We start from the raw sequence: 25,742 nt of genomic DNA, 5'->3' as shown, positions 1-25,742 counted from the left end.
TCAAAGACTCAATGTGTAAATGAATCAATGGAAAAATGGGTCAATGCTTCAATGAAAAAATTTCTATTGAGGCAATTACTTCTGAGCTAACGCAAGGAGAAAAATCGAAAGTTATAAAGAGCCGATTCAATCTGTCCCGAATGCTTTCGGGACGGATGGGTCGGCTCTTTTTGTTAAAATAAAAGAAAAACACAAATGAGTGTTAAAACTTATATTCTCGCCTACCAGTCCGTATTGGGCAGAGATCGTGCAAGGCAACTGCGCGATTACAAAAAATATTTAAATAAGTTTGCTTTTAAGTCGTTGAATTAGTAAAATTACGTAGGTCTAACCTATAACAATCTGAAAGGCACTGTTATGTTGAATCGGTTTTGCTCTATAATTTTCATAAATATTCTAATTTTATCTACAATTCTTGGGCAGGATAAAAATTATTTTACTGTCGAAATTGCTTTCAAGCCAGAACAATCCGCCGAATACCTCCAAGAATTAATTCCAACATTTCGCATAACTTCACAAACTGAGAATTCGGTAGTAGGAGAGATTTCGTCGCGCGATTTTTCCAGCATTCGTTCAGGTGAATATGTTTATAAAGTTTTAAGTGTTCCTAAGTCTGTTTATCATTCACCACAAATCAGCAAGCAAGTAGGTGTAGCAAATCCTCACATCCAAACGATGGTGAACAAGGTATCGACTGACACATTAAGGCAACAAATATTAGCTCTCCAAAATTTTGGAACACGCTATGAATATACTCCTCAACAGGATTCTGCAGGTGTTTATATTTACAATCAATTTGTGAGCTGGGGACTGCAGGCTGAATACGATACCTATACTTTCGGAATACACACTGTTACAATCTATGATATTGATTTTGTGGATGAAAACACAGGCTGGCTAGTTGGAACCAACGGGATGATTGTAAAAACTACGGATGGGGGTGAATCGTGGTTTTCGCAAATTAGTGGTACGGGGTTGCACTTATTTGGTGTTGATTTTATAAATAGTCAAATAGGTTGGGTAGTTGGTAACAGCGGACTTATTCTAAAAACTACAAATGGAGGTGAAAGATGGATTTCTCAAACCAGCGGACAAGCGGTTGCGCTGTATGATGTTAATTTTGTGAATGATCAACTTGGTTTGATTGTGGGTGCAAGCGGCAGAATTTTTAGAACAACGAATGGAGGAACCAATTGGTCGAGCATTTTTTCTGGAACAACTCAAACTTTACGAGAACTACAATTTGTGGATATTTTAAATGCCTGGACAGTCGGTTCATCAGGTACAATTTTGCGGACAACTGATGGTGGGATTTCTTGGTCATCTCAATTACCACCGGCGGGAATTACAACTTATTTACGTGCTGTTAGTTTTATTAATAATCAAGATGGTTGGATAGTCGGTGATGGATTGGTAATTTTAAAGACTACAAACGGCGGTGTAAACTGGGTTCAACAATATGCACCTCTTGGGGTTGAAAATACATTACGGGGTGTATCATTTATTAACTCGCAAACAGGTTGGGTCGTTGATTATGCTGGTATTATTATAAAGACAACTAATGGGGGAGATAGTTGGGCTGTTCAGTACTCACACTTAGGTTGGAATGCAAAACTTACTAATGTTAAAGCAACATCAAATAATCTTGTTACAGTTTGTGGAGTTTCAGGTAATTTGTATAAAACATCTGACGGTGGTTTAAATTGGTTGCGTCGGACATCATCACTCCCACCTCAATATATTCACACTTCGAGCAACATCGTTGCAACAATACCAGGAACAGTTTCGCCGGAAAAAGAATGTATCATAGTTGCTCACTACGATTCCTACAGCAACAATCCGTATGTTGCGGCACCGGGTGCGAATGATAATGGCACCGGAACTGCAGCGGTTATGGAAGCTGCTCGTTTGTGTAAAGATTTCGGTTTTGAAAATACAATACGATTTATAGCCGTTTCGGCAGAAGAGCACGGTATGTTCGGCAGCGACTTCTATGCATTTAAAGCTCGTGATGAAGGTAGGAATATTATCGGTGTAGTGAACGGCGATATGATTGGTTATCCAACGACATCCGATACGGCTCGGTTGATTACCGGAAGTTATCAAACACTAAATCGCTTAGTAGATTCTGCAGGAATTTATAATCAGCGGTATAATATTGGACTAACCGTTGTGCCGGTAATAGACAACACAGGTGCAAGCGACTACGGTCCGTTCGCATTAGCGGGTTACGACGCACTCGATATCGCCGAAGGAACTGTGGAAGAAATATGGGGCGGCGCCGATCCGTATTATCATACCGTGAACGATACCTACGATAAACTGAAACCAAGTTTGATACGCCAAGGGACGCAACTTATGCTTGCAACGGTGGCTGAACTTGCCAAACCGTTTATCCGAGGAACAGTGAGTGGAAAAGTTTATCTCGATTTAGATCGAGACAGTTCGACTGTCGGCGATTCGACGCTTCAAGGCTGGGTAATTAAAGTTTATAAAGATGGTATTTTACAAAGAAGAACAACAACCGATGAAAACGGAGACTATTTCATCAGCGATTTATTACCGCAAACCTATACTGTCGAAGAAAGCTTGTACCACAATTGGACTCAATCATTTCCGCATGTTGCTGCACCCGGTGTAACCTACTCAACTTATGGTGCGAATGCAGGTACTCGTGCATACACTCTTAATTTGAATTCAAATCCAATTGCAATAAATAAAGATTTTGCTAATTATCCTCATAATCTTTTAATGCAAAAGTTCCAATATAATTTGGGGTGGAATATGGTATCAGTTCCACTTGGTGTTGCTAATTACGAGAAGGAGAATATTTTTCCAAATGCGATTTCGAACGCATACAGATACGAAAATAGTTATTTTGAATCCGACACCCTTGATAATGGTATTGGCTTTTGGTTGAAATTTCCAACTATAACTGATGTGAAAATGGTTGGTTCAATTATCTCCTGTGATACTATTGATTTGAATGTTGGATGGAATTTAATCGGGTCAATATCAGAGCCAATTTCTATTTCTTCGTTAGTTACAATCCCTGAAGGAATACTTGCTAATAAAATATATGAATATTCTAATGGTTATCGAATCACCGAAACATTAGTTCCAGGTCGTGCTTACTGGATAAAAGCAAATTCTGCAGGAGAATTAATATTGTGTGGATCGACGTCAAAGAATCTGAAAGACTAAATACAAAATTTTAAAAAATAAAATATTTCGCCTCCCGAGTTGAATTATCTATTTGCCGGAGGTGAACTATGAAATTTTACATACTGCTATCAATTTTTCTCACTTCAGCGACTTTTGGTCAAGTTGCTCAATTCCCATATTTTCAAAATTTCGATAGCTCTTACATCATTACTCCTTCATTACCGGCGGGTTGGGTGTCAACTCAAAACCGGACTGCGGGGGTAAACGATTTTACAACTACAACATCTACTCCCAATTCACAACCCAATGCAGTCGTTTCAACAAATGCCCGTATCAGTCAAAGTTTAAATTCACCTATTTTCAATTTTACAGGAATATTGGTTGATTCGCTCAAATTCTTTGAACGCCGCTCATCTACACACGATTCGGGAGTTCTCATTGAAGCATCGACTGATGGCGGAACCACCTACAATCTGATCATCTCCGATACATTAATATATGCAGGTCATACAAATTATCTACAAAGAAAAATACACCTTCCAGAATTGTTAAATAACAAACCCAACGTAAGATTCCGATGGCGGGTGATAGGAAATGGAACCGGCACTATCGGAACAATTAGATTTGACGATGTTATCATTTCAGCAAAAGTTAAAACTGACATCGGGATTTTGTCGGTCAATTTTAATCCAATTTATCCTATAATGGGCGATTCGCTGATATTATATACAACGATTAAAAATTTTGGTTTGGAAACTATTAAAGAATTCAGTCTCTCATTATTTATTGATGCGAATTTCGATTCGATGGCACAGACGAGTGAACTTTTTCAGATAAATAATTTTGATACATTACTAAATCAGCACGACTCGTTGCGGATAGCTTTCTTCATTCCATCTCAAGGGACAAGCGAACTTCAAATGATTGTTCAATTGGAAGCCAGCGGAGATGAAAATTTGCAAAACAATAAAAGAATTCTGCGTGTAGATTTTGGCATCCACCCATTTTCCGTCGCTGTGAATGAGATTATGTATCGCCCGACTGCACCCGAACCCGAATGGGTAGAAATTACAAACACTACCAACGATTCGATTAATTTGAAATTATGGAAAATATCAGACAATAGAACCACTTCCCGATACACGATTACATCGACCGATTATTATTTGAAGCCAAAAGATTTTGTATTGATAACTAAAGATAGTATTAATCTTTATGAAGTCCGACCTAATGTAGCAGGTAAAATCTTCATTGTTCCTGCATTTCCGGCACTCAACAACGATAGCGATGCGGTAATAATATACGATCAACGTGGAAAAATTATTGATAGTGCGTTTTACAAATCGAGTTGGGGCGGGTCGAATGGAAAATCATTAGAAAGAATTGAACCAACCGCACCGACAACTTTAAAATCCAACTGGGGCACATGTACTCATCCCGACGGTGCAACGCCAAACAGAAAAAATTCTTTAACCCAAAAAGATTTCGATATAAGTGTGAGGACTATTTTGTTTGATCCTGTGAATCCGATTGTCGCCAACGAGTTAATAGTGAATTCTGTAATTATCAACAAAGGCAAACAAGCGGCTGGTAATTATTCAATTGAACTTTATTTGGATGCGAATAAAGATTCGATTTATCACTCATCAGAACTGATTGCATTATCATATTTTAGCAATCCTATTAATACTAATGATTCGATTATTTTTTCAGAGTCGATTGCAACTCCCACAGTTGGCAGTTATACTTTCATCGCACGGATAGTTTTTGTAAACGATGAAGATACGCTCAACAATATCAAACTCGCCTCGGTATTTGTCGGACACAAAGCAAACACAATTGTGATAAACGAATTGATGTATGCACCGATTAGTGGCGAGCCGGAATGGTTCGAGCTTTATAATCTGTCTGATGATACAGTAGATATCCGCAACTGGAAAATCAGCAACCGGAATTCTTCTTCAAAATATTTAATTACATCTTCTCAAATTCTATTACTGCCGAAAGAATATTTAGTTGTAACAAAAGACACTTCGCTGCTCTTCGATAAACGTCGGGAGATTCCATCCAAAGTAATTCAATCGCTTTCGATTCCCACATATCTTTTCAGCAACAACGGCGATGCGGGTGCGTTGTTCGATAACCGGAATGTTATTATCGACAGCATTATTTATCAACCAAGCTGGGGCGGTACAAACGGGAGGTCGCTTGAGCGGGTTGAAGCTGTTCTAACTCCTTTAGATTCAACAAATTGGGGCAGCTCGCCCGATTCTACCGGCGCAACACCGGGAAAACAAAATTATATAACACCATTAGATTTCGATTTGCAGGCATTACGGATTTTTTCAAGTAAAAGTTTGCCAAACGAACCGGTAAATATTTTCGTGGTTGTTAGAAATGCCGGAAAAATGAGTGCATCGAATTTTAACATTAAATTATTTCACGACATAAATGGCGATTCAATTTGGCAGGATTCAGAATTAATAACAGCACAAAATTTTTCAAGGACTTTATTGTTCAAAGATTCTACGATAGTTAATTTCTTATGGCAAAATCCCGGCGGCGGAGTTAAGCAGTTGATTGCTATAGTTGAATATCCGAACGAGATGCGATTAAGAGACAACATCGCATTCGGAATTTTAAAAATCGGTTATCCGTTACAGTCGCTTGTTATCAACGAAATAATGTTCGCACCATCGAGCGGAATGTGTGAATACGTCGAGTTGTACAATCGAGAATCCTTCCCGGTTGAAATGCGTGATTGGAAAATTCACGATAAGCCTGACACAGCGGGTAAAGCTAACGAATTTAAACTTGGAGCTTCTCCGATTATTGTAAATCCGGGCGAGTTTCTTGTGCTGTCAGCTGATTCATCTATTTTAAATTTGTTTAGCTACATAAGCGATACAACGTATAACATTCATTTACACATTTTCAAGAAAAGCAGTTTAAGTTTAAACAACGATGGCGATGACGTTGTACTGAAAGATTTAACTAACTCCATAATTGATAGTATCCGATATTCGCCAAAGTGGCACAACCCGGAAGTTTATGATGTAGGCGGAAGGGCGTTGGAGCGTATCAATCCGAATTTACCGGGCAATGATCGCCGCAATTGGACTACAAATGCTAATCCAATCGGTGGTACTCCGGGAAAGCAAAACTCGGTTTTTACTTCAACAATTCCTACAAATGCATCATTAAAATTTTCGCCAAACCCTTTCTCCCCCGATGCCGATGAATTTGAAGACCATTGCATAATCTCGTATAACTTACTATCAACCGCAGCGATGGTAAGGATTAGAATTTTCGATTCGAGAGGAAGAATTATTCGCACGTTAGTGAACAACGAGCCGAGTGGATCGAGCGGACAAGTTATTTGGGATGGGATGAATGATGAAAGACAAAAAGCAAGAATCGGAATTTATATAGTGCTATTGGAAGCATACGATGTAAACGGCGGAAATGTTAATACTATAAAAGGAGCTGTGGTTGTGGCGGGAAGGTTGTAAAAAAAGAAATATGAAGCATAAATATTTTTGTTTATATTGAAACCAAAAGTAACTATTCAGCATCCTTAAAAAAATAATTCAAAATATGCCACAAAATCTATAAAACACAAAAAAGGCACAAAAAAATTAGTGGAATTTAGTGTTTTGGTGCTTTTGTGGCAAAAAAATTCCTGAATACAGAATAGTTACCATTTAATGCTGAGCCGTTACAACCGAAGTTAATTAAATAAACTAAAAGAAATAAAAACGACACGCCGACGGTCATGCCGCTATTTTTGGAACTAAAGAAGCCGTAATCAATTAAAAACAACTATGGGACTAAAAATTGAACAACGAATACTCAATAATGAGTTTACAGAATTTCAACCTAAAATATTTTCAACAGGAGTTCACCTTGTTCCTATGAAAATTAATGTTGAAGGGAAAGAAAAATTTATTTGGGTAGCAGAAGAATTTGAGGATGATACATTTCTTGATGGAAAAATAATTATACCGAGATTAATCTCAAATAACATGGAAGGGTTATTGACTGTATGATACATATCTGATTGTTCTCAAAACAAAAGTGAGGATTCAAACTCCATTAAAAAGTTTATTGACAGTGGGCGGAAGTGGTAATAGGCAAGTCAATCAGATTACTTTGTTTGAGCCGTCAGTTAACTACGGAATTAACACCAAGGGATCCAAACAAAAAAGACATGCGGTACAAAAAAAAGGCTTGCCGAAAAGCGGAGCTGCAGTGGCAAAGAAACGGAAGTATTCCAAGTAACCATTTATACACAACATTGTATATCGCTCATAAACCCACATTCTCGTCCTGTTCCTTTTTGAGTAGTTTCAAAACTTTCTGCATATCACGCGGCAGTTCCGAATCAAATTGTATTTTAGTACCTGTCTTGGGATGAACGAAACCTATTGTTTTTGCGTGAAGCGCCTGTCGCTGCATTATCTCCAATAATTCATTCACGAATGCCTTCCTTTTTTTAGCAGCATCTCCGTAAGAAATTTTCCTCCCACCATAAGTCGGATCACCGAAAACCGGATGGTCGATGTGATGCATGTGAACTCTGATTTGATGAGTCCTGCCGGTTCGGAGTTTTAATCTCACCAGCGATAAGAAATCAAACTCTTCAATAACTTCATACTCGGTCATCGCATACTTGCCCACGTTGGCTACGGCAACTTTTTTTCTGTCGGTTTTACTTCGTGCAAGACTCGCTTCGATAAATCCTTTTTTCTTCTTTCCAAAAAGTCCCCATACAATTGCCCAGTATTCACGTTCGATAGTTCGTTTTGAAAATTGCGAAGCTAATTTTGAATGTGTAACATCGTCTTTTGCTGTTACAATTAAGCCGGAGGTATCTTTATCGAGGCGATGCACAATTCCAGCCCGCGAATTTGTTGGTTCGTATCCTAATTCGTCAACAGCATTTGCTTCTTCATCATCAGCAGCTTGAGTTCGATTTGCTAACTTACCGTTACAGTGAAAGAGGAGCGCGTTGACAAGTGTTCCTGTGTAATTTCCATAAGCGGGATGAGTTACCATGCCTGCTGCTTTGTTCACAACAATCAGGTATTCATCTTCATAAACAATTTTTAGCGGGATATTTTCAGGATTGACTTCTTGAGGCGGGGGCTTGGGAATTGTAACATCAATAACATCGTTCGGATTAACTTTGTAACTCGGTTTTACAGGTTCGCCGTTAACTAATACAAATCCAGTATCTATTGCCTCGTGAACTTTAGTGCGGGTTGCATTTTCAATTGAGTGAGTTAAGAATACATCTAACCGTTCACGGGTTTTTCCGGGCGGAACTTTGATCTGTAAATGTCGTAACATTATGCCGCATCAACATTAATAGGTTCCTGCTTTTTGTTATCAACTGCTTTGTGAAAAATCAGCAGCAAAATTACGCCGATGGTTACAGACGCATCGGCAACATTGAAGACGGGCCAGCGGTCGAGGTGATAACCGAATATATTTATATTAAAAAAATCGACATCCATAAAATCGACAACGCGGCCGAAGAATAATTTTTCGTAACTGAAAATTACACCGTAAAAAATCCGGTCAATCATATTTCCGATGGCGCCGGCTAATATCAGAGCAAGAGAAAGGCGGAGACCAAATTTTGTATGCCGGACTTTGTAAAGGTAAATAATGATGAAGATGCTGGCGAGGATAGAGACAATTCCGAAGAAGTGTTTTCCGCCAAGATCAAATCCGAAAGCCATACCGGCATTTTCGATATATGTTAGCCGGAGAAAATCGCCGATGATTGGCTTACTATAGCCGTATGGCATTCCGGGAAAATTAATGCCAAGTAACGGTATCGAAATACCTTTCACTAATAGTTTAGTGAGTTGATCACCGATGACAATAAACAGCGTTAAAAATAGAACTTTCAAAATTATATCCGCAATGTTGGTTGTTTAAGATTTTTGACTGCTTTTACACTTGAAGCACATTTGTGCGTGAGGAACTGCTTCTAATCTTTCTTTTTCAATCAGTTTTTCGCATACATTGCACTTTCCGTAAACACCTTTGTCGATCCGTGTCAGAGCATCATCAAGGTAATTCAGAAATTTTCCTTCTCTCGATGCGAACATAAATGTTTTTTCACGTTCCATCGCATCGGTACCTTGTTCCATGTGTAACGAGTAGGAGGGACTTTCGGTGGAATATTCGCCGGTGGTGCTGTCCATCATAGTGTCGCGCAGATTTTCAAGGTCTTCTAAAATTTCTTTGCGCTTCTCTTGTATGATATTCTTGAAATGGTCAAGCTCCTCGCGTGTATAAGCGGTTTTAGCGTTTGTGTTTTCTTTTGAAGTAGCCGCTTTTTTAGTTACTATTTTAATAGCTTTTATTTTTATACTTTTGCTTTTTAACTTTTTAACAGTTTTCGGTTTTTTACTGACTGCTTTAGGTTTTTTTGTTGTCTTTGCCATTTTTATTTCTCCTTATCTGTTTATATTCGTTTTATACCAATTTTGCACATCTCACTGTTTATATCCCATTCTGCTGAATAATCGCAAGTTTGCAGTTCTGTCAAAATGCTTGCAGCTAATGTTTCGGATTGAATATATTGTTTCATTTTTGAGATTGCGTTTTGAAGAGTTGTTCCAGACTCAAAATAAATTTCGATCCGGTCAGTGACCTCAAAGCCGGCATCTTTCCTCATGTTCTGAATACGGCTCACAAACTCGCGTGCAAAACCCTCGTCAATTAATTCCTCTGTAAGTTCTGTATCTAATGCTACGGTGATTTCGTTATCGTTCTCAACGAGCCATCCTTTAATATCTTCGTGTATAATTTCGACATCATCTAAAGCTATTTCGAATTCGTTTTCATTTATCTTCAATGTGAACTTACCATTCTTTTCCAATTCTTTGATGGAATTTGTGCTCATCGCTTTTATTTCATTTGCGACCTGCTGAACGGATTTCCCATACTTCGGTCCGATTGTTTTGAAATTCGGTTTCAACCTCTTGTGAACGATTTCCGAATCGTCGCTGACATATTCAATTGTTTTTACATTAATCTCATCGATGATAACATCTTTCATTAACTCGATTTCGTTTTTATATTCTTCGGATGTGATGGGGAGAATAATTCGTTTTAACGGTTGACGAATTTTCAAATTCGATTTATTACGTATAGCACGAACCAGATAAACTATTCGTTGGACTTTCGACATCCGCTCTTCGAGTTTAGTATCAACCGCAGTTTTGTTTACTTGTGGGATAGTTGATAAATGAACTGATGAAAATTTTTCTTTCTGGGTTGCAGAATTCAAATCGCGGTAAATTTCTTCAGATAGAAACGGTGCGAAAGGAGCCATTAATTTCGAAATGGTTATTAAGCACTCGTATAAAGTTTGGTAAGCTGCTGTCTTATCTTTCCCAAGTTCGCTTTTCCAGAAACGTCGCCGGTTGCGACGAATATACCAGTTGGATAGTTGATCGATTGTAAAATCGCTGACTAATCGTGCGGCTTTCGTAACATCGTACTCTTCCATCGCTTGGGTGTATTTTTTTATGAGTGTATTAAGCGATGAAATAATCCAACGGTCGATTTCAAGCCGTTCCGAAACCGGGATTTTAGTTTCATTGAAATTGAACTTATCGATGTTCGCATACAGTGAAAAGAATGAGTATGTGTTAATGAGAGTTCCGAAAAATTTTCTCTGAACTTCCGTTATCCCTTCTTCGTCGAAGAGTGTCGGCTTCCAAGGCGGGCTGTTTGTAACCAAGTACCAACGGGTTGCATCGGCACCGAATTTTTCGATAATGGCGAAAGGATCAACTGTGTTGCCTTTCGACTTGGACATTTTTTGTCCGTCTTTATCGAGTATTAATTCGTTTACAAGCAGGTTTTTAAAAGCCGGTTTATCAAAAAGCAGCGTGCTGATTGCGTGAAGCGAATAAAACCAACCTCTTGTTTGGTCAATTCCTTCGCAAATATAATCAGCCGGATGTTGTGCTTTGAAAGTTTCTTTGCTCTCGAACGGATAATGCCATTGTGCGAATTGCATTGCACCCGAATCGAACCAGACGTCGATTAATTCAGGAGTTCGTTGCATCATACTTCCGCATTTTGTGCAATCGAATACAATTGAATCCACGTATGGTTTGTGTAAATCAATTTTATCGGCATCAATTTTTTGAGTTGAGCCGTTGATTAAAATTTTTGCTTCAAGAAGTTCTTCGATACTTCCGACACATTTTTTTTCGCCGCATTTGCAAAGCCAAATTGGAAGCGGAGTTCCCCAGAAGCGGTCGCGCGATAATGCCCAATCCTTGTTCTCTTCTAACCAGTTTCCGAAACGTCCTTCGCCAACTTCGGGCGGCACCCAGTTGATTTGCTTATTCAACTCAATCATCTGTTGTGCAATTTTTGTTGTGCTGATGTACCACGATTCACGTGCATAATATAGCAGCGGAGTTTTACACCGCCAGCAATGCGGATAACTGTGTGTGATAGTTTCCTTTTTATATAGAATGCGACGCGCCTTCATATTATTGATGATATTCAGGTCGGCATCTTTTACGAACTGTCCGGCAAAGTCGGTTACTTCCTGGTTAAACTCGCCGCTTTTGTTTACAGGATGTATTGTGGGTAATCCGAATTTTCTTCCTGCCTGATAATCGTCCTCGCCGTAAGCCGGCGCTATATGCACGATGCCCGAACCGTCTTCGGTAGTAACAAAATCGCCGGTGATTATATAAAATGCTTTTTCTTTTACAGGATTGAAATCGAAAATTCGTTCATATTCTCTTCCAACGAGGTCGGTACCTTTATAACTATCTATAACTATGAACTCATCGTCCAAAACAGAAACACGTGATTTTGCTAAAATTAATTTTTCGCCTTTGTTCTCAACTTTTACATATTCAATTTCAGGATGAACTGCTAACGCAACGTTCGAGATTAAGGTCCACGGTGTGGTTGTCCATACCAGGAAGTATGTATTCTCTTCGCCTTGAACTTTCATCTTTACGTAAACACTTGGGTCTTTCACATCTTCGTATCCGAGCGATACTTCGTGTGATGATAGAGGAGTTTCGCAGCGTGGGCAATAGGGTTGAATTTTAAAACCTTTATAGATTAATCCCTTATTGTAAATTTCTTTTAGTGCCCACCAAATTGATTCGATATAATCATTTTCGAATGTTACGTAGGGGTCGTTCATATTCACCCAGTAGCCCATGCGGTCGGTCATCAGTTCCCAATCGGATTTGTATTTCCAGACTGATTTTCTGCACTCGGCGTTAAAAGCTTCTACTCCATATTTTACGATTTCGTCTTTGTGTTTGAAGCCTAACATTTTTTCGACTTCAATTTCAACAGGAAGTCCGTGTGTGTCCCAACCGGCTTTCCGATGTACTTGATAACCCTGCATAGTTTTGTAACGGCAGACTAAATCTTTTAAAGTCCGGCTCATTACGTGGTGAATGCCGGGGCGACCGTTTGCTGTCGGAGGTCCTTCAAAAAAAGTAAAACTCTTATTGCTATCGCGTGTAGTGATGCTCTGATCGAAAATATTATTTTCTTTCCAAAACTTTAAGATATGAAGTTCGAGTTCCGAGTAATTCAGCTTGTCAGTAAGTTCTTTGAACATTTTATATTTTCTTTACTACTTCTTTCATTATCTTTGTTAGTTTCGGTTCGGTTTTTTTGGCTATACCGATTATTTCTTCTACTGTTGCGGGTTTTAACGAATCGGGGAAGCATTCATCCGTGATAATTGAGAATCCGAGGACTCTCATTCCCATATGCACAGCTACAATATTTTCGGGGACTGTTGACATACCAACTACGTCAGCTCCGATAGATCTGAGAAAACGATATTCGGCTCGTGTTTCCAAATTTGAACCGGGAACTGCTACAAACACACCGCGTTGGATTTTGATTTTTAAATCGAGTGCAACTTGTTCAGCCAATCCGATCAATTCCCTATTGTATGGCTCGGACATATCGGGAAAACGAGGTCCTATAGTGTCGTCATTCTTTCCAATGAGAGGATTATTGCCTAACATATTTATATGGTCGGTGATAATCATAATATCGCCACGTTGGAAGTGGGGGTTCATTCCGCCCGCCGCATTCGATATCAATAAAGTATCGACTCCTAAGGATTTCATTACTCGAACAGGGAAAGTAACTTGCTGCATTGTGTAACCCTCGTAGTAGTGAAATCTGCCTTGCATAGCAACCACGTTTTTACTGTTTAACTTTCCGAAAATAAGTTTTCCGTGGTGCGACTCGACAGTTGAAATAGAGAAGTGTGGAATGTTTTCGTATTCAAGCACAGTTTCTTTTTTAATTTCTTTAGCAAGTCCGCCGAGACCAGTTCCTAAAATTATACCGATAGTCGGACGCATTTTCGTGTGGCGCCTGATGTATGCAACTGTTTCTTTTATTTCTTCACGTAATTCCATTCTGTTCTCAATTATTTTCTTCAATGCTTTTTATAATATCGTCGTATTCGTTTTGAATTTGATCTTTTGGTGTTTCCTCTATTTCGCTTGGGGGTATTTCTTCGTTTATATCTAACGCCCGAATTAATTCGAGCTCAGAAGTCAGTAAAAGTTTTAAGCGGCTCGAAAGAGTATGTTTTTTAGCTTTTAGGATTTCGATTTCTTCTTTTAGCCGTGTATTTTCGGAACGTGCTTTATCAAGGATTTGCGAGGATTTTAATTCTGCCTCCTGAATAACAAGCTTCCCTTCGTATTTTGCATTCTCGACAGATTTTGTACTAACATCTTGTGCCTGCAATAAGGTAGCATGTAGAGTTTTTTCAATCGACTTATAATCTTGAACCTGTGCTTCGGCGACTGAAAGTCTCTCCTGCATATCTTTATTTGTTGTTACAAGATCATCCATTTCGGTGGCAATCATTTCAAGGAAAGTATCAACCTCGATGGGATCGTACCCTCGAAAGATTTTTTTAAATGCCTGCTTTTTAATGTCTAAAGGTGATAGCTTCATTTTTAAAACCCCTATCTGTGATAGATTTATTTTTTATTATCCCGGTTACCGAAAATCGCGGTGCCGAGTCGAATTATCGTTGCGCCTTCTTCAATTGCTACATCGAAGTCGTTCGACATTCCCATCGACAGATGTTTCAGCGGAATGCCTTTTTGTTCCAGATTGCTTTTTATTTCTTTTAACATTCTAAACTCATAGCGTGATTCTTCTGCGTCTTCCGAAAATCTTCCGATGGTCATTAAACCAATCAGGTTTAAACCCGGAAGTCGCATAATTTCTTCAGCAACAACATGTGCTTCGCCGGGTTTAATTCCAAATTTTGTAACTTCTTCGGAAGTATTTACTTCCAGCAATATGTTCTGTTTTTTATTGCTGCTTAAGCAAGAATCAGAAATTTCTTTTGCCAATCTTACAGAATCGACCGACTGAATCAATTCTACTTGTCCGGCAACAAACTTTACCTTATTGGTTTGCAGGTGTCCGATAAAATGCCAACGGATTCTATCATCGTTTAGTGCTTTTTTTTTGTGCATAAATTCCTGCACATAATTTTCTGCCAGGTCGAATATGCCTGCTTCAACAGCTTCATTAGCTAACTCGCTGCTGAAAGTTTTAGTAACAGCGGTAATGGTTGCTTCGTTGAAATTTCTATTCGACTTCCGGCAAGCAAGCTCAATCCGACTGCGTATTTTTATTAAGTTTTCTGCAACCATTCGATAAAATCGTTACAAATATAAGCCATTCCGAGTTTAAAAACAAAAAGATATTTTCTATGAAATTTGACATTTCCATTTCTAATTTCTACATTAAACTAATTAATTAACATTTATAAGGGATTTTATGAATTCGATTGACAGACGTGATTTTTTGAAGACGACTGCCCTGTTGGGCGCAGGGACTATTATTGGAAGTGATTTCCAAAACATCGCTTTAGCACATCAAAAGCAGGCTTCAGGTTTTAAACCTGTGGTGATTGCGAGCGCTAACGGATTAAAGACTGTAGAAGCTGCAATGGAAATGATTAAAAATGGTTCGGATGTGCTCGATGCAGTTATTGCAGGTGTTAATATAGTAGAAGACGATCCAAAAGATGATAGCGTCGGTTATGGCGGACTACCTAATGAAGAAGGTGTTGTTGAATTGGATTCTGCGGTGATGCACGGTCCTTCGTATCGCGGTGGCTCGGTTGCCGCATTAAGAAATATTAAAAATCCGTCGAAAGTTGCACGACTCGTTTTGGAACGAACAGATCATGTTTTAATTGTGGGCGAAGGTGCACTCAAATTTGCAAAAGCTCACGGTTTTAAAGAAGAAAATTTGCTGACAGAAGAATCAAGAGAGAAATGGTTGAAGTGGAAAGAAAATTTGAGCAAAGAAGACGACTGGCTTCCGCCACACAACATCGACGATACTGATATCGGTGAATATATGAAATCCTATTCACGGCATTACGGAACGATACATTGCAGCGGACTTGATACGAAGGGTAACTTATCGTGTGTTACTACGACGAGCGGTTTGGCTTACAAAATTCCGGGACGTGTTGGCGACTCGCCAATTATTGGTGCCGGTTTGTATCTTGATAACGAAGTTGGGGCAGCCGGTTCGACAGGAAGAGGCGAAGCAAATTTGTTGAATTGCAGTTCGGTGATGATTGTTGAATGGATGCGACAGGGGAAGTCGCCGGAAGAAGCATGCTTACTTGCCTGCAAAAGAGTGAACGAACGATGCCGCGAGAAACGGCTGCAAGACGAGAAAGGAAGATTTAAACACAACGTAAAATTTTATGCGATAAACAAACGAGGTGATTTCGGTTGTGCTGCCATTTGGAGCGGGGTAAGACACGGCAAACCTCAGTTTGCAATTCACGATGGTGAATCGGCTAAAATTTCAGAAGGTGTGAGTTTGTTTCAGGCCTAAATGATGAAATTAATTCCGTGACAGTATTTCTAAATAAGAGAACATACAAAATTAGAATATTTTTTATTATTCTTTTTGTTTTATTTCAAACGCTTGATGCACAAGAACAACCGTTCATCAAAACTTCGGGTATAAATTTTACACTCGGCGACAAACCGTTTTACCCTGTCGGAGTTAATTGCTACTACTTGCCGACTTTAGCTGCCTATGGCGACACACAAAAAGTTGTTGATATTTTCAGAGAAGCAAAGCAAAATGGAGTTAACGTAATTCGAGCCTGGGGCTTTTTCGATTCACCCGACTCAACAAATCCGGCTGTAATTCAAATTGCCCCGGGAAAAATCAGCGAGCGTGGTTTGCAGGCACTCGACTTTGTAATTGCAAAAGCCAGTGCTTATAACATCAAACTAATAATACCGTTAGTGAATAACTGGGATGATTACGGCGGGATGAATCAGTACGTCGAATGGTTAGCTGAACAACAAACCGGTAAAAGAAATTCGCCTGTAGAAAATCAAAAATGGATTACCGGTGCCTGCGAAAGAAAATACAGGATGTATGTTGCCGACAATTTAACTCACGATGATTTCTACGCAAATGTAACAATTAAAGGTTGGTTTAAATATTATGTTCAAAGCATTTTAAATCGTTTCAACGTTTACACACAAACTTTCTATAAGGACGACCCTTCAATTATGATGTGGGAACTTGCAAACGAACCCCGGTCGAGCGATCCCACAGGCGGAATAGTTTATAACTGGATTCAAGAAATCTCTGAGTATCTAAAATTCATCGACAACAATCACATACTCGGAACGGGCGAAGAAGGAATGGATGTAACAACTGTTCCATATTCTAAGGCTTCACAATTTCCAAATTGGATGTTCAACGGAAGTTCCGGAATTTCATTTTCAAAAAATATAAAACTTTCACAAATCGATGCTGCAAGTATTCACATTTATCCCGAATCGTGGGGATTGAATTCTTCGTTGACCAATGCGTGGATTATCGACCATTCAACAATTAGCGGGGAGAAACAAAAGCCGCTGATCATCGGCGAGGTTGGTTTTCGAAACAACAAAAGTTTATTTTATGATATATTATTCGACCAAACTATAAAGAGCAAAGCCGCGGGATTACTGCTTTGGCAGGTTTCGTTTCCGGGAAATCGTTTTGTAGATGCTTATTCATTCGATTGCACAAGCAATCCGGCAATTTGTGGACTGATAAAAAGATATTCTTCACTATTTGAGAATCGGGACACGACTCAATTTCTAATTCCGAATAGCTTCGATGTAGTTCAAAATTTTCCTAATCCGTTCAACCGGCTGACGATGTTCACATATCGGGTGCAATTCGAACGCTTTATTTTGCTTGAGGTGTATAACGTTATCGGGCAACGGGTTACCGTTTTAGCCGATCATATCCATCCGGCAGGGGAATATCGTATATTATTTGATGGAAACGACCTGCTGAACGGGACTTATTTCATAATGATGAGGCATAGCGGGGGTTATTCAGTTAAAAAAATTCTCCTTTTGCGATGATTTTTACAAAAAATCCTTGACTTTATAAATACTCTTTAGTATTTTGAACAAGTTATTTGCAAAACTATAGATGCCCAAATTAACTATTGAAGAAATACACCAGCGGTTTGCTTCGTCTACCGAGTTCAACGAAATTTTTGATGCGTTTGAAGAGGCAGTAAACAGCAACATCGATGATTTGGAATTGTACCGAATATTGTTCTGGAACAGTTCGCTTTCACCCGACGAACTCTGCTTATTCGGCGAAAAATTAGTTCAGGTTTTCCCACACGTTGCTTACGATGTTTATATGTGGCTTGCGAAAGTTTTTGAAGTTACTTTCTCGATGTACGATAACTATGAACTGGCACTCGTGTATTTTAACAAAGCTGCTAAGACAAAACCCGAAGTAGTTGATACTTACATTGCTGCAAGCGATTGCTACGAACCCGATTTGAATATCCCGCCGATTGATTACTTGCTCGAATTCGTAAAGCGAGGTTTGGATTATGTAAAAAATCCTGTTCAACTTTACAAACGACTTGCCGACCTTTACGAAAAAATCGGAGACGATGATCAAAGCGAATACTACCGCCGTTTAGCTGAAGAAAACGGAGGCGGTTCTCCAGAAGAATGAAATCGCTTAAAGGTTACATTCTTATTTTAGGTGGAACAATTTTTTGGGGAGTGTCGGCAACCTTCGCGAAATTTCTTTTCGCCCGACAACTCGAACCACTCATTCTCGTTCAAACACGGATTACTTTTTCTGCTGTACTGATGTTAGTTTATTTTATTTTATTCAAACCAAAATTTTTAAAAATAAAAAAATCCGATTTTTACATGTTCGCCCTTGTAGGTATCGTCGGCATTGCAATGTCGAACTTCACTTACTATTTCACGATACAGGAAATAAGTGTTTCCACTGCTATCTTAATTCAATATATGGCGCCGCTATTAGTTATAATTTATGCGGCAGTTACAAAAGAAGAAGTTTTGGGATGGGTAAAAATTACCGCAGCCGCAATTTCAATCGGTGGAATTTATCTAACTGTGAGTGGGAAAGATTTCTCGTTAGCTAACGTCAGTCAAATTGGTTTGATAACAGGTGCGGCATCGGCGTTTTGCTGGGCGTTCACTAATGTTTATCTAAGGCACGTGTTAAAACATTATTCTGTCTGGACAATTTTAGTCTATTCTTTTATTGCCGGATCAATATTTTGGTTGTTCATAAATCCACCGTGGAATTTGTATTCAGCAAACTATTCAGCAGAAACCTGGATGACTTTTATTGGGTTTGCGATTGTTTCAGTCTTAATTCCGCACACATTATATTTTAACGGACTGCGTTACATCACTGCATCGCGTGCAATAATTACCGGTACATTCGAACCGATTGTTGCGATAACAGCTTCTTTTATTTTGTTGGATGCATTTTTAACACCGATTCAGATTTTTGGTGCAGCGTTAGTAATTACTGCAATTGTCATTTTGCAGATAAAGAAGGAAGAAATACAAGAGGTAAATATTGAAACGACATAACATAGTAACTGAAAAAAGAAAGAATAAAATTGAAAATGTTTTAAAACACCGTCAACCCGACCTGACAATTGTAATGGAGAACATACACGATCCGCATAATGTGAGTGCGATACTTCGTTCGGCGGATGCTGTTGGGGTGAAGGAAGTTCAACTTGTTTACACTGTTGAAAAATTTCCGAAATTGGGAAAGAAGAGTTCAGCAAGTGCAACCAAGTGGGTTGACAGAAGAACGTTTGATTCGATTAAAAAATGTTACGATAAATTGCACACCGAAGGTTTTAAAATTTATGCAACTCACATGGGAAAGAACTCGAAATCGCTTTATCAGTTAGATTTAAGGGAAAAAATTGCAATCGTGTTAGGCAACGAGCATCACGGCGTTTCGGATGAAGCTGCCGAATTAGCCGATGGCAACTTTCAAATACCGATGGTTGGTATGATACAGAGTTTGAATGTTTCGGTCGCTTGTGCAGTTTCGCTTTACGAAGCAATGCGTCAGCGCCTCGAAAAAGATATTTATAAAAAGCCCAAATTCAATTCGCGGCAATTAAAAAAAATGTTTGATGATTGGGCGAAGAGATAATAAATTAAATTCGAATATTATGGGAACAGACAAATTAAAAATAAACGATAAGATGCCGACATTTAATAATTTACCCGGTGTTGATGGAAAGCAATACAGCAGTTCCGATTTTTCGGATAAAAAAATATTAGTTATAGTGTTTTCGTGCAATCACTGTCCGTATGTGAAAGCTTACGAAGAACGGATGATTGCCTTTCAAAATAATTATTCTGCAAAAGGTGTTCAGTTAGTTGCGATTAACTCGAATGAAACTGTGAACTATCCTCAAGATAACTTTGACGAGATGGTGAAAAATGCAAAACAGAAAAACTTCAACTTCGTTTATTTAAGAGATGACGATCAATCCGTTGCCGATGTTTTCGGGGCGACGCATACGCCGGAGTTTTTTGTGTTCGACGAGAAAAGAAATCTTCGATATCACGGCAAGATGGACGATAACTGGCAAAACCCGAATGCTGTGAAAGAGAGGTATTTACAAGATGCAGTAGAAACAATACTCACAGGCAAAGAAGTTAAAACTGCCGAGACTTTTTCGATTGGCTGCACTATAAAGTGGCGCTGATATAACTTCCGATTTTTGACCACACATAAGCAGAGAAGAAACCGGAAGTTTGATTGAGTTTGGCAAAGCCAATATTGCCATTCTTCCTTATTTTCCGTAAGTTTTGCATAATGAAAACACAAACGAGTATTTAATTATTAGTATGCTCACAATATTTGACCTGATACAAACTAAAGCCGAATCTTGGATAGTTCAAGAAATGGGTAACAACCAATCTGTTATCGGTGGATTGGTTAAGTACACACGTGAAAAAAAGAAACTACGCGAGCCACAGATGAAAGCAATTGAAGTTTATCTTTGGTTGAAATTTGTAGGGCAAAATCAGAAGCTTTCTGAAATTGTTAAGCGAGGATTATTGTTCGATGCGGAGAAAGCTAAGGAATATGAATATAATGCAAACTTCGAGAATAATTATATAACGCAATTTCTTAATCAGTTTGCACAGGATAATGATCTACCAAACCTTCAAAAGAAACTATTGAACGATCCGCACGGGAAAGAACACAACTGGGAAAACATTCTTCAAGAATTACTTCACAATTTCGAGTATCCTAACTTTCTTTTCAGTTTACCGATGGGAGCTGGCAAGACATATTTGATGGCATGTTTCATTTATCTTGATTTATTCTTTGCCAATCTTTATAAATCCGATAAACGGTTTGCGCATAATTTTGTTGTCTTTGCTCCTTCGGCAGCTAAGACGGCAATTCTTCCTTCATTACAAACAATCAAAAACTTTCATCCGGAATGGATATTACCTGCAAAAGAAGCAGAACGTCTGAAGCAAATTATACATATCGAAATACTTGACAGTCTCAGCTCAAAACGCAGAGATAAACTTCACGGCAACAATCCAAACCTTGAAAAAGTAAACAGAATTACTCAAACTAAAGATTTCGGTTTGGTATTTATAACAAATGCAGAAAAGGTCGTGCTGGAGAGGATCGATCCGAAAGATCAAATCTATCTCGACGAAACCAACGCTTTCTATAATGCTAAGAAAGCCGCTGAGATACGTAGAACAAACGAGCTACGCGAAAGAATGTCGCAAATCCCATTCTTGGGCGTGGTGCTGGATGAAGTTCATCATTCATACGGAAGCAACGGTGATGGAGAAAAGAAACTGCGGCTGGCAGTAAATATTTTGAATCAGCATGGAAACGTAGTGAGTGTCTTAGGAATGTCTGGTACTCCATACATACGTAATGTCGTACAAGTAGGTGATGCCACAATCAAACTCAATCAGATTCAAGATGTCGTTTATAATTTTTCGCTTGCCGACGGTATTGCGAGATTTCTTAAGGCACCGGAAATTAAAAGTGTGAATATCAGGGAGAGTGAATTTCTGAAGAAAGCATTATCGGAGTTCTTCAATGACTTTGATTTTACCTACAAGAACGGAACGAAAAGTAAAATAGCGTTCTATTGCCCGACAATAAAGAAGCTTAACGAGGATATTTTACCGGTTATACAAGAGTGGTATAAAAAGAATCGTAAAGGAAAAGATCAGGAAATTTTTCGGTTTTATTCAGGCGTGAAAAAGGAAGATAAGAAGTATGAACTTCCTAAAGAAAACCTTGCCATCTTCAATAATTTAGACAAACCATATTCCGATAAGCGTGTTGTTTTGTTGGTGGCAGTTGGAACGGAAGGATGGGATTGTAAAAGTTTGACGGGTGTTGTTCTTCCGCGACAGACAACTACGAAGAATTTTGTTCTTCAAACTACTTGCAGATGTTTACGCGAGGTGGATGACAGCTCAAAAGAGAAAGCTCTTATTTATTTAGAACCCGGCAATTACGAAACCTTAGACAATGAACTGAAAGAAAATTACAATCTTTCTATCAAGGATTTGACGCTTCGGGATGAGATGTCTGTGCCTGTACGTGTCCGAAAACCAAAGCTCGGTAAATTGAAATACAAACAGGTAATTAAGAAATTTGAGCTTGTTTGTAAAACGGAAAGAACGGATTACAAAACGAGTTTGTTTTCATTCGATTTTCTTAAAATAATAAAAGCATTTCCGTATGACCCGACACAGCAAACGGCAACTATCGGAAGAAACGGACTTACAGGAAAAGTTTCTGAAACTCTCAAGCCATTAGTTACGGCAGAATATACGTTTGAAGATTTCGTGTATGATGTTGCGAGAGGAACATACGGTAGAATAACAGAGCACGAACTTTTTATTAATTATGAACAGGAACTAAAGCAAATTTATGCTCAGATTGAGAATCATATAGCGTGGATTTCTATACATCCAAAACTTTTACTTTATGATGTAGCAAAGCAGGTTGCCAATTGTTTTGCGGATGAGATTTCTTATAAGGTCGATCATCTTACAGAGGATACAGAAATAGAACTTTTGGAATGGGATATGAATCCACCAGCACATATTCCATACGGAAGTGGAACATTTGTTCCTTCCATCGCGAGAAATGAAGTTCAGCGATTACGGAAACACCCAAATCGACTGGACGAAGATTTTGAAGAAACAGGATTAGATAAAAACGACATCAGCTTCAATTATATTCCGTACCGGATGGATTCGGATTTCGAACGAAATGCACTGCTCGATATGCTTCAGGTAGGAGAATTGAAAGACCTTGAGTTGTATTACAACGGTTACAAAGACGACCGTCTGCAAAACTTTTTCATTAAAACCGATATTGGAAATTATACGCCCGACTTTCTTGTGCTGAAACGGCAAAAGGGTAAACGCAATGGCGAGATAACAAAAGTGCTAATTTTAGAAACGAAGGCACGGACTTACTACAACGATGAATTCAAACGAAAAGAAAAGTTTGTAAAAGAAATTTTTATAAAACATAACCCGCAAATACACTATGAGCGTTTCATAGATGAAGACGGTAAAAACGATTTCCGAAAACACCTTGAAACGTTGAAGAAACTATTAATCAATTTTTGATAACACTATGAAACAACCACGAACCTATAATTTAACTCCGGCAAAGGGACAGGCGCTATTGAATTTTCAAGGAAGGCGAATGCCTGATTCCGTAGAACTGTATGAGACAGAAATAATTGAAGAAGTGAGACAGAAAAAGCAAGCAACACTACTTGATGGTGAAAAACAGCAAGAGCTAAATGCTGATTTTAGGAACCTGCTTATACACGGCGATTGTCTTTCTGCCTGTGCCTATCTTAAATCTCAGAATATTAAGGTGGACTTAGTTTATATTGACCCGCCATTTGCAAGCGGCGCCAATTATGCAAAGAAAGTTTATCTTCGCAACGGAGGTAAAACACAATTTGATAGTGATGACACAAGCATTGGTGAAGAGATTATGTACGGCGATATATGGCAAAAAGAAGATTATCTCAACTGGCTGTATGAGCGACTGTTAGCAATACGAGACGTAATGAGCGAAAGCGCCAGCATTTACCTTCATCTTGACTGGCATATTGGGCATTATGGTAAAATTTTGATGGACGAAGTCTTAGGTGAGGATAATTTTCGGAATGAAGTTATTTGGTATTATCCGAATAAAATCCCTGATAAAAGAAAGCCCTTATTTACAAATTGTTCAGATTTCATTTTGTTTTATTCAAAAAGTGATGAACAAATTTTTAATATTCTTTATAGGGACATTAAACCACACAAAAGGGCAAAGGAAGTAAAAATTAAGGGTATCAAACAAAGTGTAAGGGACGAAAATGGAAATGTTATTTATGCAGAATATGATAAGTCTATGTTAGATAATGTTTGGAATATTCCTTCTTTAGCTGGTTCATCAAAGGAAAAACACGAAATTGATTATACTACACAAAAACCCGAATTATTATTAAAGAGAATAATTGAAGCAAGTAGCAATTCTGGAATGATCGTTGCCGATTTATTTGGGGGTAGTGGTACGACCGCAAAAGTTGCGCATAATCTTGGAAGAAAATTTATTACATGTGACTTTGGTGTAAATGCAATTCAAACAACACGCGACCGTTTAATAGAAGCCGGAGCAGAGTTTGATATACTCAAGATCAATGATGGTGTGCGTCTCTTTAGAAATCCCGCACAAACTACAGAGAAAATCTTTACGCTCATAGACGGATACAAGAATCGCACTGATTTAGGTCTCGGTGAGTTTTGGGATGGTGGTATAGCGGGCACCAAAGGAGCGTTTGTCCCGGTCAAGTTTATCGGCTTAGACAAAAAGCTTACAAAACAGCTTGTCGATGTTATACTCGAAGAAATCTATCAGGTCGAAGAATCCTCGGATGATGCAGAAGGCGTGAAAATAATTTACGCTACCAAAGAATTGGATGTAGATCAACAGTACATCAACGCCGAAATCCGTAAGAGTGGCAAGTCCACACTCAAAGTCTATCTCGTCAGTCTCGATGAACTCCTCGGGCAGAAAGCAGAAGCCCTCTTCACACCTGATAATGCTGAAATCGAAATGAAGGAAGATGGGAAGTATCTTAAGGTGGAGATTAATCGTTATTTTAGCAGTTATCTCAAAGCGAAGATTGACGAGTTTAATGCAAAGAAAGTGAAGAAAGATGAAGAACTCTTTGAAAACGGAACAACGGAAGAAACGCCAAAGAAGTTTACGCCAATAAAAATCAGTAGAAACGGTTTAGAGCTGATCGAAAGCGTACAATTTGATACGACCATAAAGAAAAACGTCTGGACGAGCAACCTTGATTTAGAAGATAAGGCAGGAGTAAAAGAGAAAATCAAAGGCACATATCGTCTCACAACAGATAAGTTTCGGATGAAGATACGGAATATTGCTGGGGATGAAATTATGATAGACAGTGGAGAAATCGGTGGGTAAAGTTAGCATCCCGAAAGATCCACTGATATTTAGAATTATCCACAAAGATAATTTGGATTATATGTTGCAATCGGGAAAATTAGTTACTTCGTCTCATCCTGATCATGATCCAAACTATAAGCCGATTGGCGAAACAACCTTAATACAAAGTCGGAAAGCAAAGCCAATCATTATCGGCGGAAAAAATTGCGGAACTTTAGGAGATTACATTCCTTTCTTTTTCGGTCAGCGTCCTGTGATGTTGTATGCTATACAAGAAGGATATTATGTTCAAAAATTACCACCACAAGAAATAGTTTATATTGTAAGCTCCTTGGACAAGTTAAAACAATTTAGATGCAAATATCTTTTTACAGATGGTCATGCATATACTGAATTATCTCAATTTTTTGATAATGATGCAGATTTAAATAATATTGATTGGTCAACTGTGTACAGTAATAAATGGAACAACACACCATCAGACCCCGATAGAAAAAGAAGAAAACAAGCTGAATGTTTAATTAAGTATGAAATACCGATAGATGCTTTGATCTTTTTTGTAGTTTATAATAAGTCGTGTAAATCGTTTGTTGATAATTTGCTAATTACTAATGGGCGGTTCCAAAAATTGACTTATTGAATACTTTTTTTTGTATATTTAA

At 38.5% G+C, this 25,742-nt stretch carries 19 protein-coding genes; 12 read left to right on the top strand and 7 right to left on the bottom strand.

From position 1 onward, the window contains the following. Positions 1 to 357: 357 nt before the first annotated feature. The 3 genes from QME58_09625 (at position 358) to QME58_09615 (ending at position 7,214) form a co-directional block, all read left to right on the top strand. A complete protein-coding gene (locus tag QME58_09625) occupies positions 358 to 3,204 on the top strand; it encodes a M20/M25/M40 family metallo-hydrolase (GenBank protein MDI6804091.1) in 2,847 nt (948 codons plus the stop codon). Positions 3,205 to 3,272: 68 nt separating this feature from the next. Beyond that, complete coding sequence (locus QME58_09620; GenBank protein MDI6804090.1) at positions 3,273 to 6,677, top strand: lamin tail domain-containing protein; 3,405 nt, start codon at positions 3,273 to 3,275, stop codon at positions 6,675 to 6,677. Between the two features lie 312 nt (positions 6,678 to 6,989). Next, complete coding sequence (locus tag QME58_09615) at positions 6,990 to 7,214, top strand: hypothetical protein (GenBank protein MDI6804089.1); 225 nt, start codon at positions 6,990 to 6,992, stop codon at positions 7,212 to 7,214. A gap of 259 nt (positions 7,215 to 7,473) precedes the next feature. Here the strand turns inward: QME58_09615 and QME58_09610 are convergent, their stop codons facing one another. From QME58_09610 to QME58_09580, 7 genes are read right to left on the bottom strand one after another with little or no spacing between them, the layout of a single operon-like run. Then, on the bottom strand, positions 7,474 to 8,517 hold the full coding sequence (locus QME58_09610; GenBank protein ID MDI6804088.1) for an RluA family pseudouridine synthase: 1,044 nt from the start codon (positions 8,515 to 8,517) through the stop codon (positions 7,474 to 7,476). Then, positions 8,517 to 9,086: a signal peptidase II gene (gene lspA / locus QME58_09605; GenBank protein MDI6804087.1), complete on the bottom strand. Its 570-nt coding sequence runs from the start codon at positions 9,084 to 9,086 to the stop codon at positions 8,517 to 8,519. The genes QME58_09610 and lspA overlap by 1 nt, the downstream gene beginning before the upstream one ends. 24 nt (positions 9,087 to 9,110) lie before the next feature. Further along, complete coding sequence (locus tag QME58_09600) at positions 9,111 to 9,626, bottom strand: TraR/DksA C4-type zinc finger protein (GenBank protein ID MDI6804086.1); 516 nt, start codon at positions 9,624 to 9,626, stop codon at positions 9,111 to 9,113. Between the two features lie 20 nt (positions 9,627 to 9,646). Next, positions 9,647 to 12,799 carry an isoleucine--tRNA ligase gene (gene ileS, locus QME58_09595; protein ID MDI6804085.1) on the bottom strand — a complete coding sequence of 1,051 codons (3,153 nt, stop codon included), beginning with the start codon at positions 12,797 to 12,799 and terminating at the stop codon, positions 9,647 to 9,649. Position 12,800: 1 nt separating this feature from the next. Then, the gene (locus QME58_09590; protein MDI6804084.1) at positions 12,801 to 13,619 is read right to left on the bottom strand and encodes a purine-nucleoside phosphorylase; all 819 of its coding nucleotides are present in this window, start codon (positions 13,617 to 13,619) and stop codon (positions 12,801 to 12,803) included. A gap of 7 nt (positions 13,620 to 13,626) precedes the next feature. Beyond that, complete coding sequence (locus QME58_09585) at positions 13,627 to 14,169, bottom strand: DivIVA domain-containing protein (protein ID MDI6804083.1); 543 nt, start codon at positions 14,167 to 14,169, stop codon at positions 13,627 to 13,629. Between the two features lie 26 nt (positions 14,170 to 14,195). Further along, positions 14,196 to 14,882, bottom strand: a complete 687-nt coding sequence (locus tag QME58_09580; GenBank protein ID MDI6804082.1) for a YggS family pyridoxal phosphate-dependent enzyme — start codon at positions 14,880 to 14,882, stop codon at positions 14,196 to 14,198. 127 nt (positions 14,883 to 15,009) lie between these two features. Between QME58_09580 and QME58_09575 the strand changes: the two genes are divergently transcribed. From QME58_09575 to QME58_09535, 9 genes are all read left to right on the top strand, one after another. Beyond that, positions 15,010 to 16,089, top strand: coding sequence for an isoaspartyl peptidase/L-asparaginase (locus QME58_09575; GenBank protein MDI6804081.1), 1,080 nt, complete (start codon positions 15,010 to 15,012; stop codon positions 16,087 to 16,089). Positions 16,090 to 16,106: 17 nt separating this feature from the next. Then, positions 16,107 to 17,636, top strand: a complete 1,530-nt coding sequence (locus QME58_09570) for a cellulase family glycosylhydrolase (GenBank protein MDI6804080.1) — start codon at positions 16,107 to 16,109, stop codon at positions 17,634 to 17,636. 70 nt (positions 17,637 to 17,706) lie between these two features. Beyond that, on the top strand, positions 17,707 to 18,252 hold the full coding sequence (locus QME58_09565; protein ID MDI6804079.1) for a hypothetical protein: 546 nt from the start codon (positions 17,707 to 17,709) through the stop codon (positions 18,250 to 18,252). Beyond that, positions 18,249 to 19,154 (top strand): DMT family transporter, encoded by a 906-nt coding sequence (locus QME58_09560; GenBank protein MDI6804078.1) that lies wholly within the window; start codon positions 18,249 to 18,251, stop codon positions 19,152 to 19,154. Before QME58_09565 ends, QME58_09560 begins: the two co-directional genes overlap by 4 nt. Then, entirely contained in the window at positions 19,141 to 19,737 is a 597-nt protein-coding gene (locus QME58_09555) for an RNA methyltransferase (protein MDI6804077.1), read from the top strand. The genes QME58_09560 and QME58_09555 overlap by 14 nt, the downstream gene beginning before the upstream one ends. A 19-nt stretch (positions 19,738 to 19,756) precedes the next feature. Further along, positions 19,757 to 20,299 carry a thioredoxin family protein gene (locus QME58_09550; protein ID MDI6804076.1) on the top strand — a complete coding sequence of 181 codons (543 nt, stop codon included), beginning with the start codon at positions 19,757 to 19,759 and terminating at the stop codon, positions 20,297 to 20,299. Between the two features lie 142 nt (positions 20,300 to 20,441). Continuing rightward, a complete protein-coding gene (locus tag QME58_09545) occupies positions 20,442 to 23,228 on the top strand; it encodes a DEAD/DEAH box helicase family protein (protein ID MDI6804075.1) in 2,787 nt (928 codons plus the stop codon). Positions 23,229 to 23,235: 7 nt separating this feature from the next. Next, positions 23,236 to 25,098 carry a site-specific DNA-methyltransferase gene (locus QME58_09540; protein MDI6804074.1) on the top strand — a complete coding sequence of 621 codons (1,863 nt, stop codon included), beginning with the start codon at positions 23,236 to 23,238 and terminating at the stop codon, positions 25,096 to 25,098. After that, a complete protein-coding gene (locus QME58_09535; GenBank protein ID MDI6804073.1) occupies positions 25,091 to 25,720 on the top strand; it encodes a DUF4433 domain-containing protein in 630 nt (209 codons plus the stop codon). Before QME58_09540 ends, QME58_09535 begins: the two co-directional genes overlap by 8 nt. Positions 25,721 to 25,742 lie beyond the last annotated feature (22 nt).

The sequence above is a fragment of the Bacteroidota bacterium genome (genome assembly GCA_030017895.1).
Lineage (GTDB): Bacteria > Bacteroidota > Ignavibacteria > UBA10030 > BY39 > JASEGV01.
Note: the sequence above shows the minus strand (reverse complement) of the source record. Positions and strands in the feature narration are given on the sequence as shown.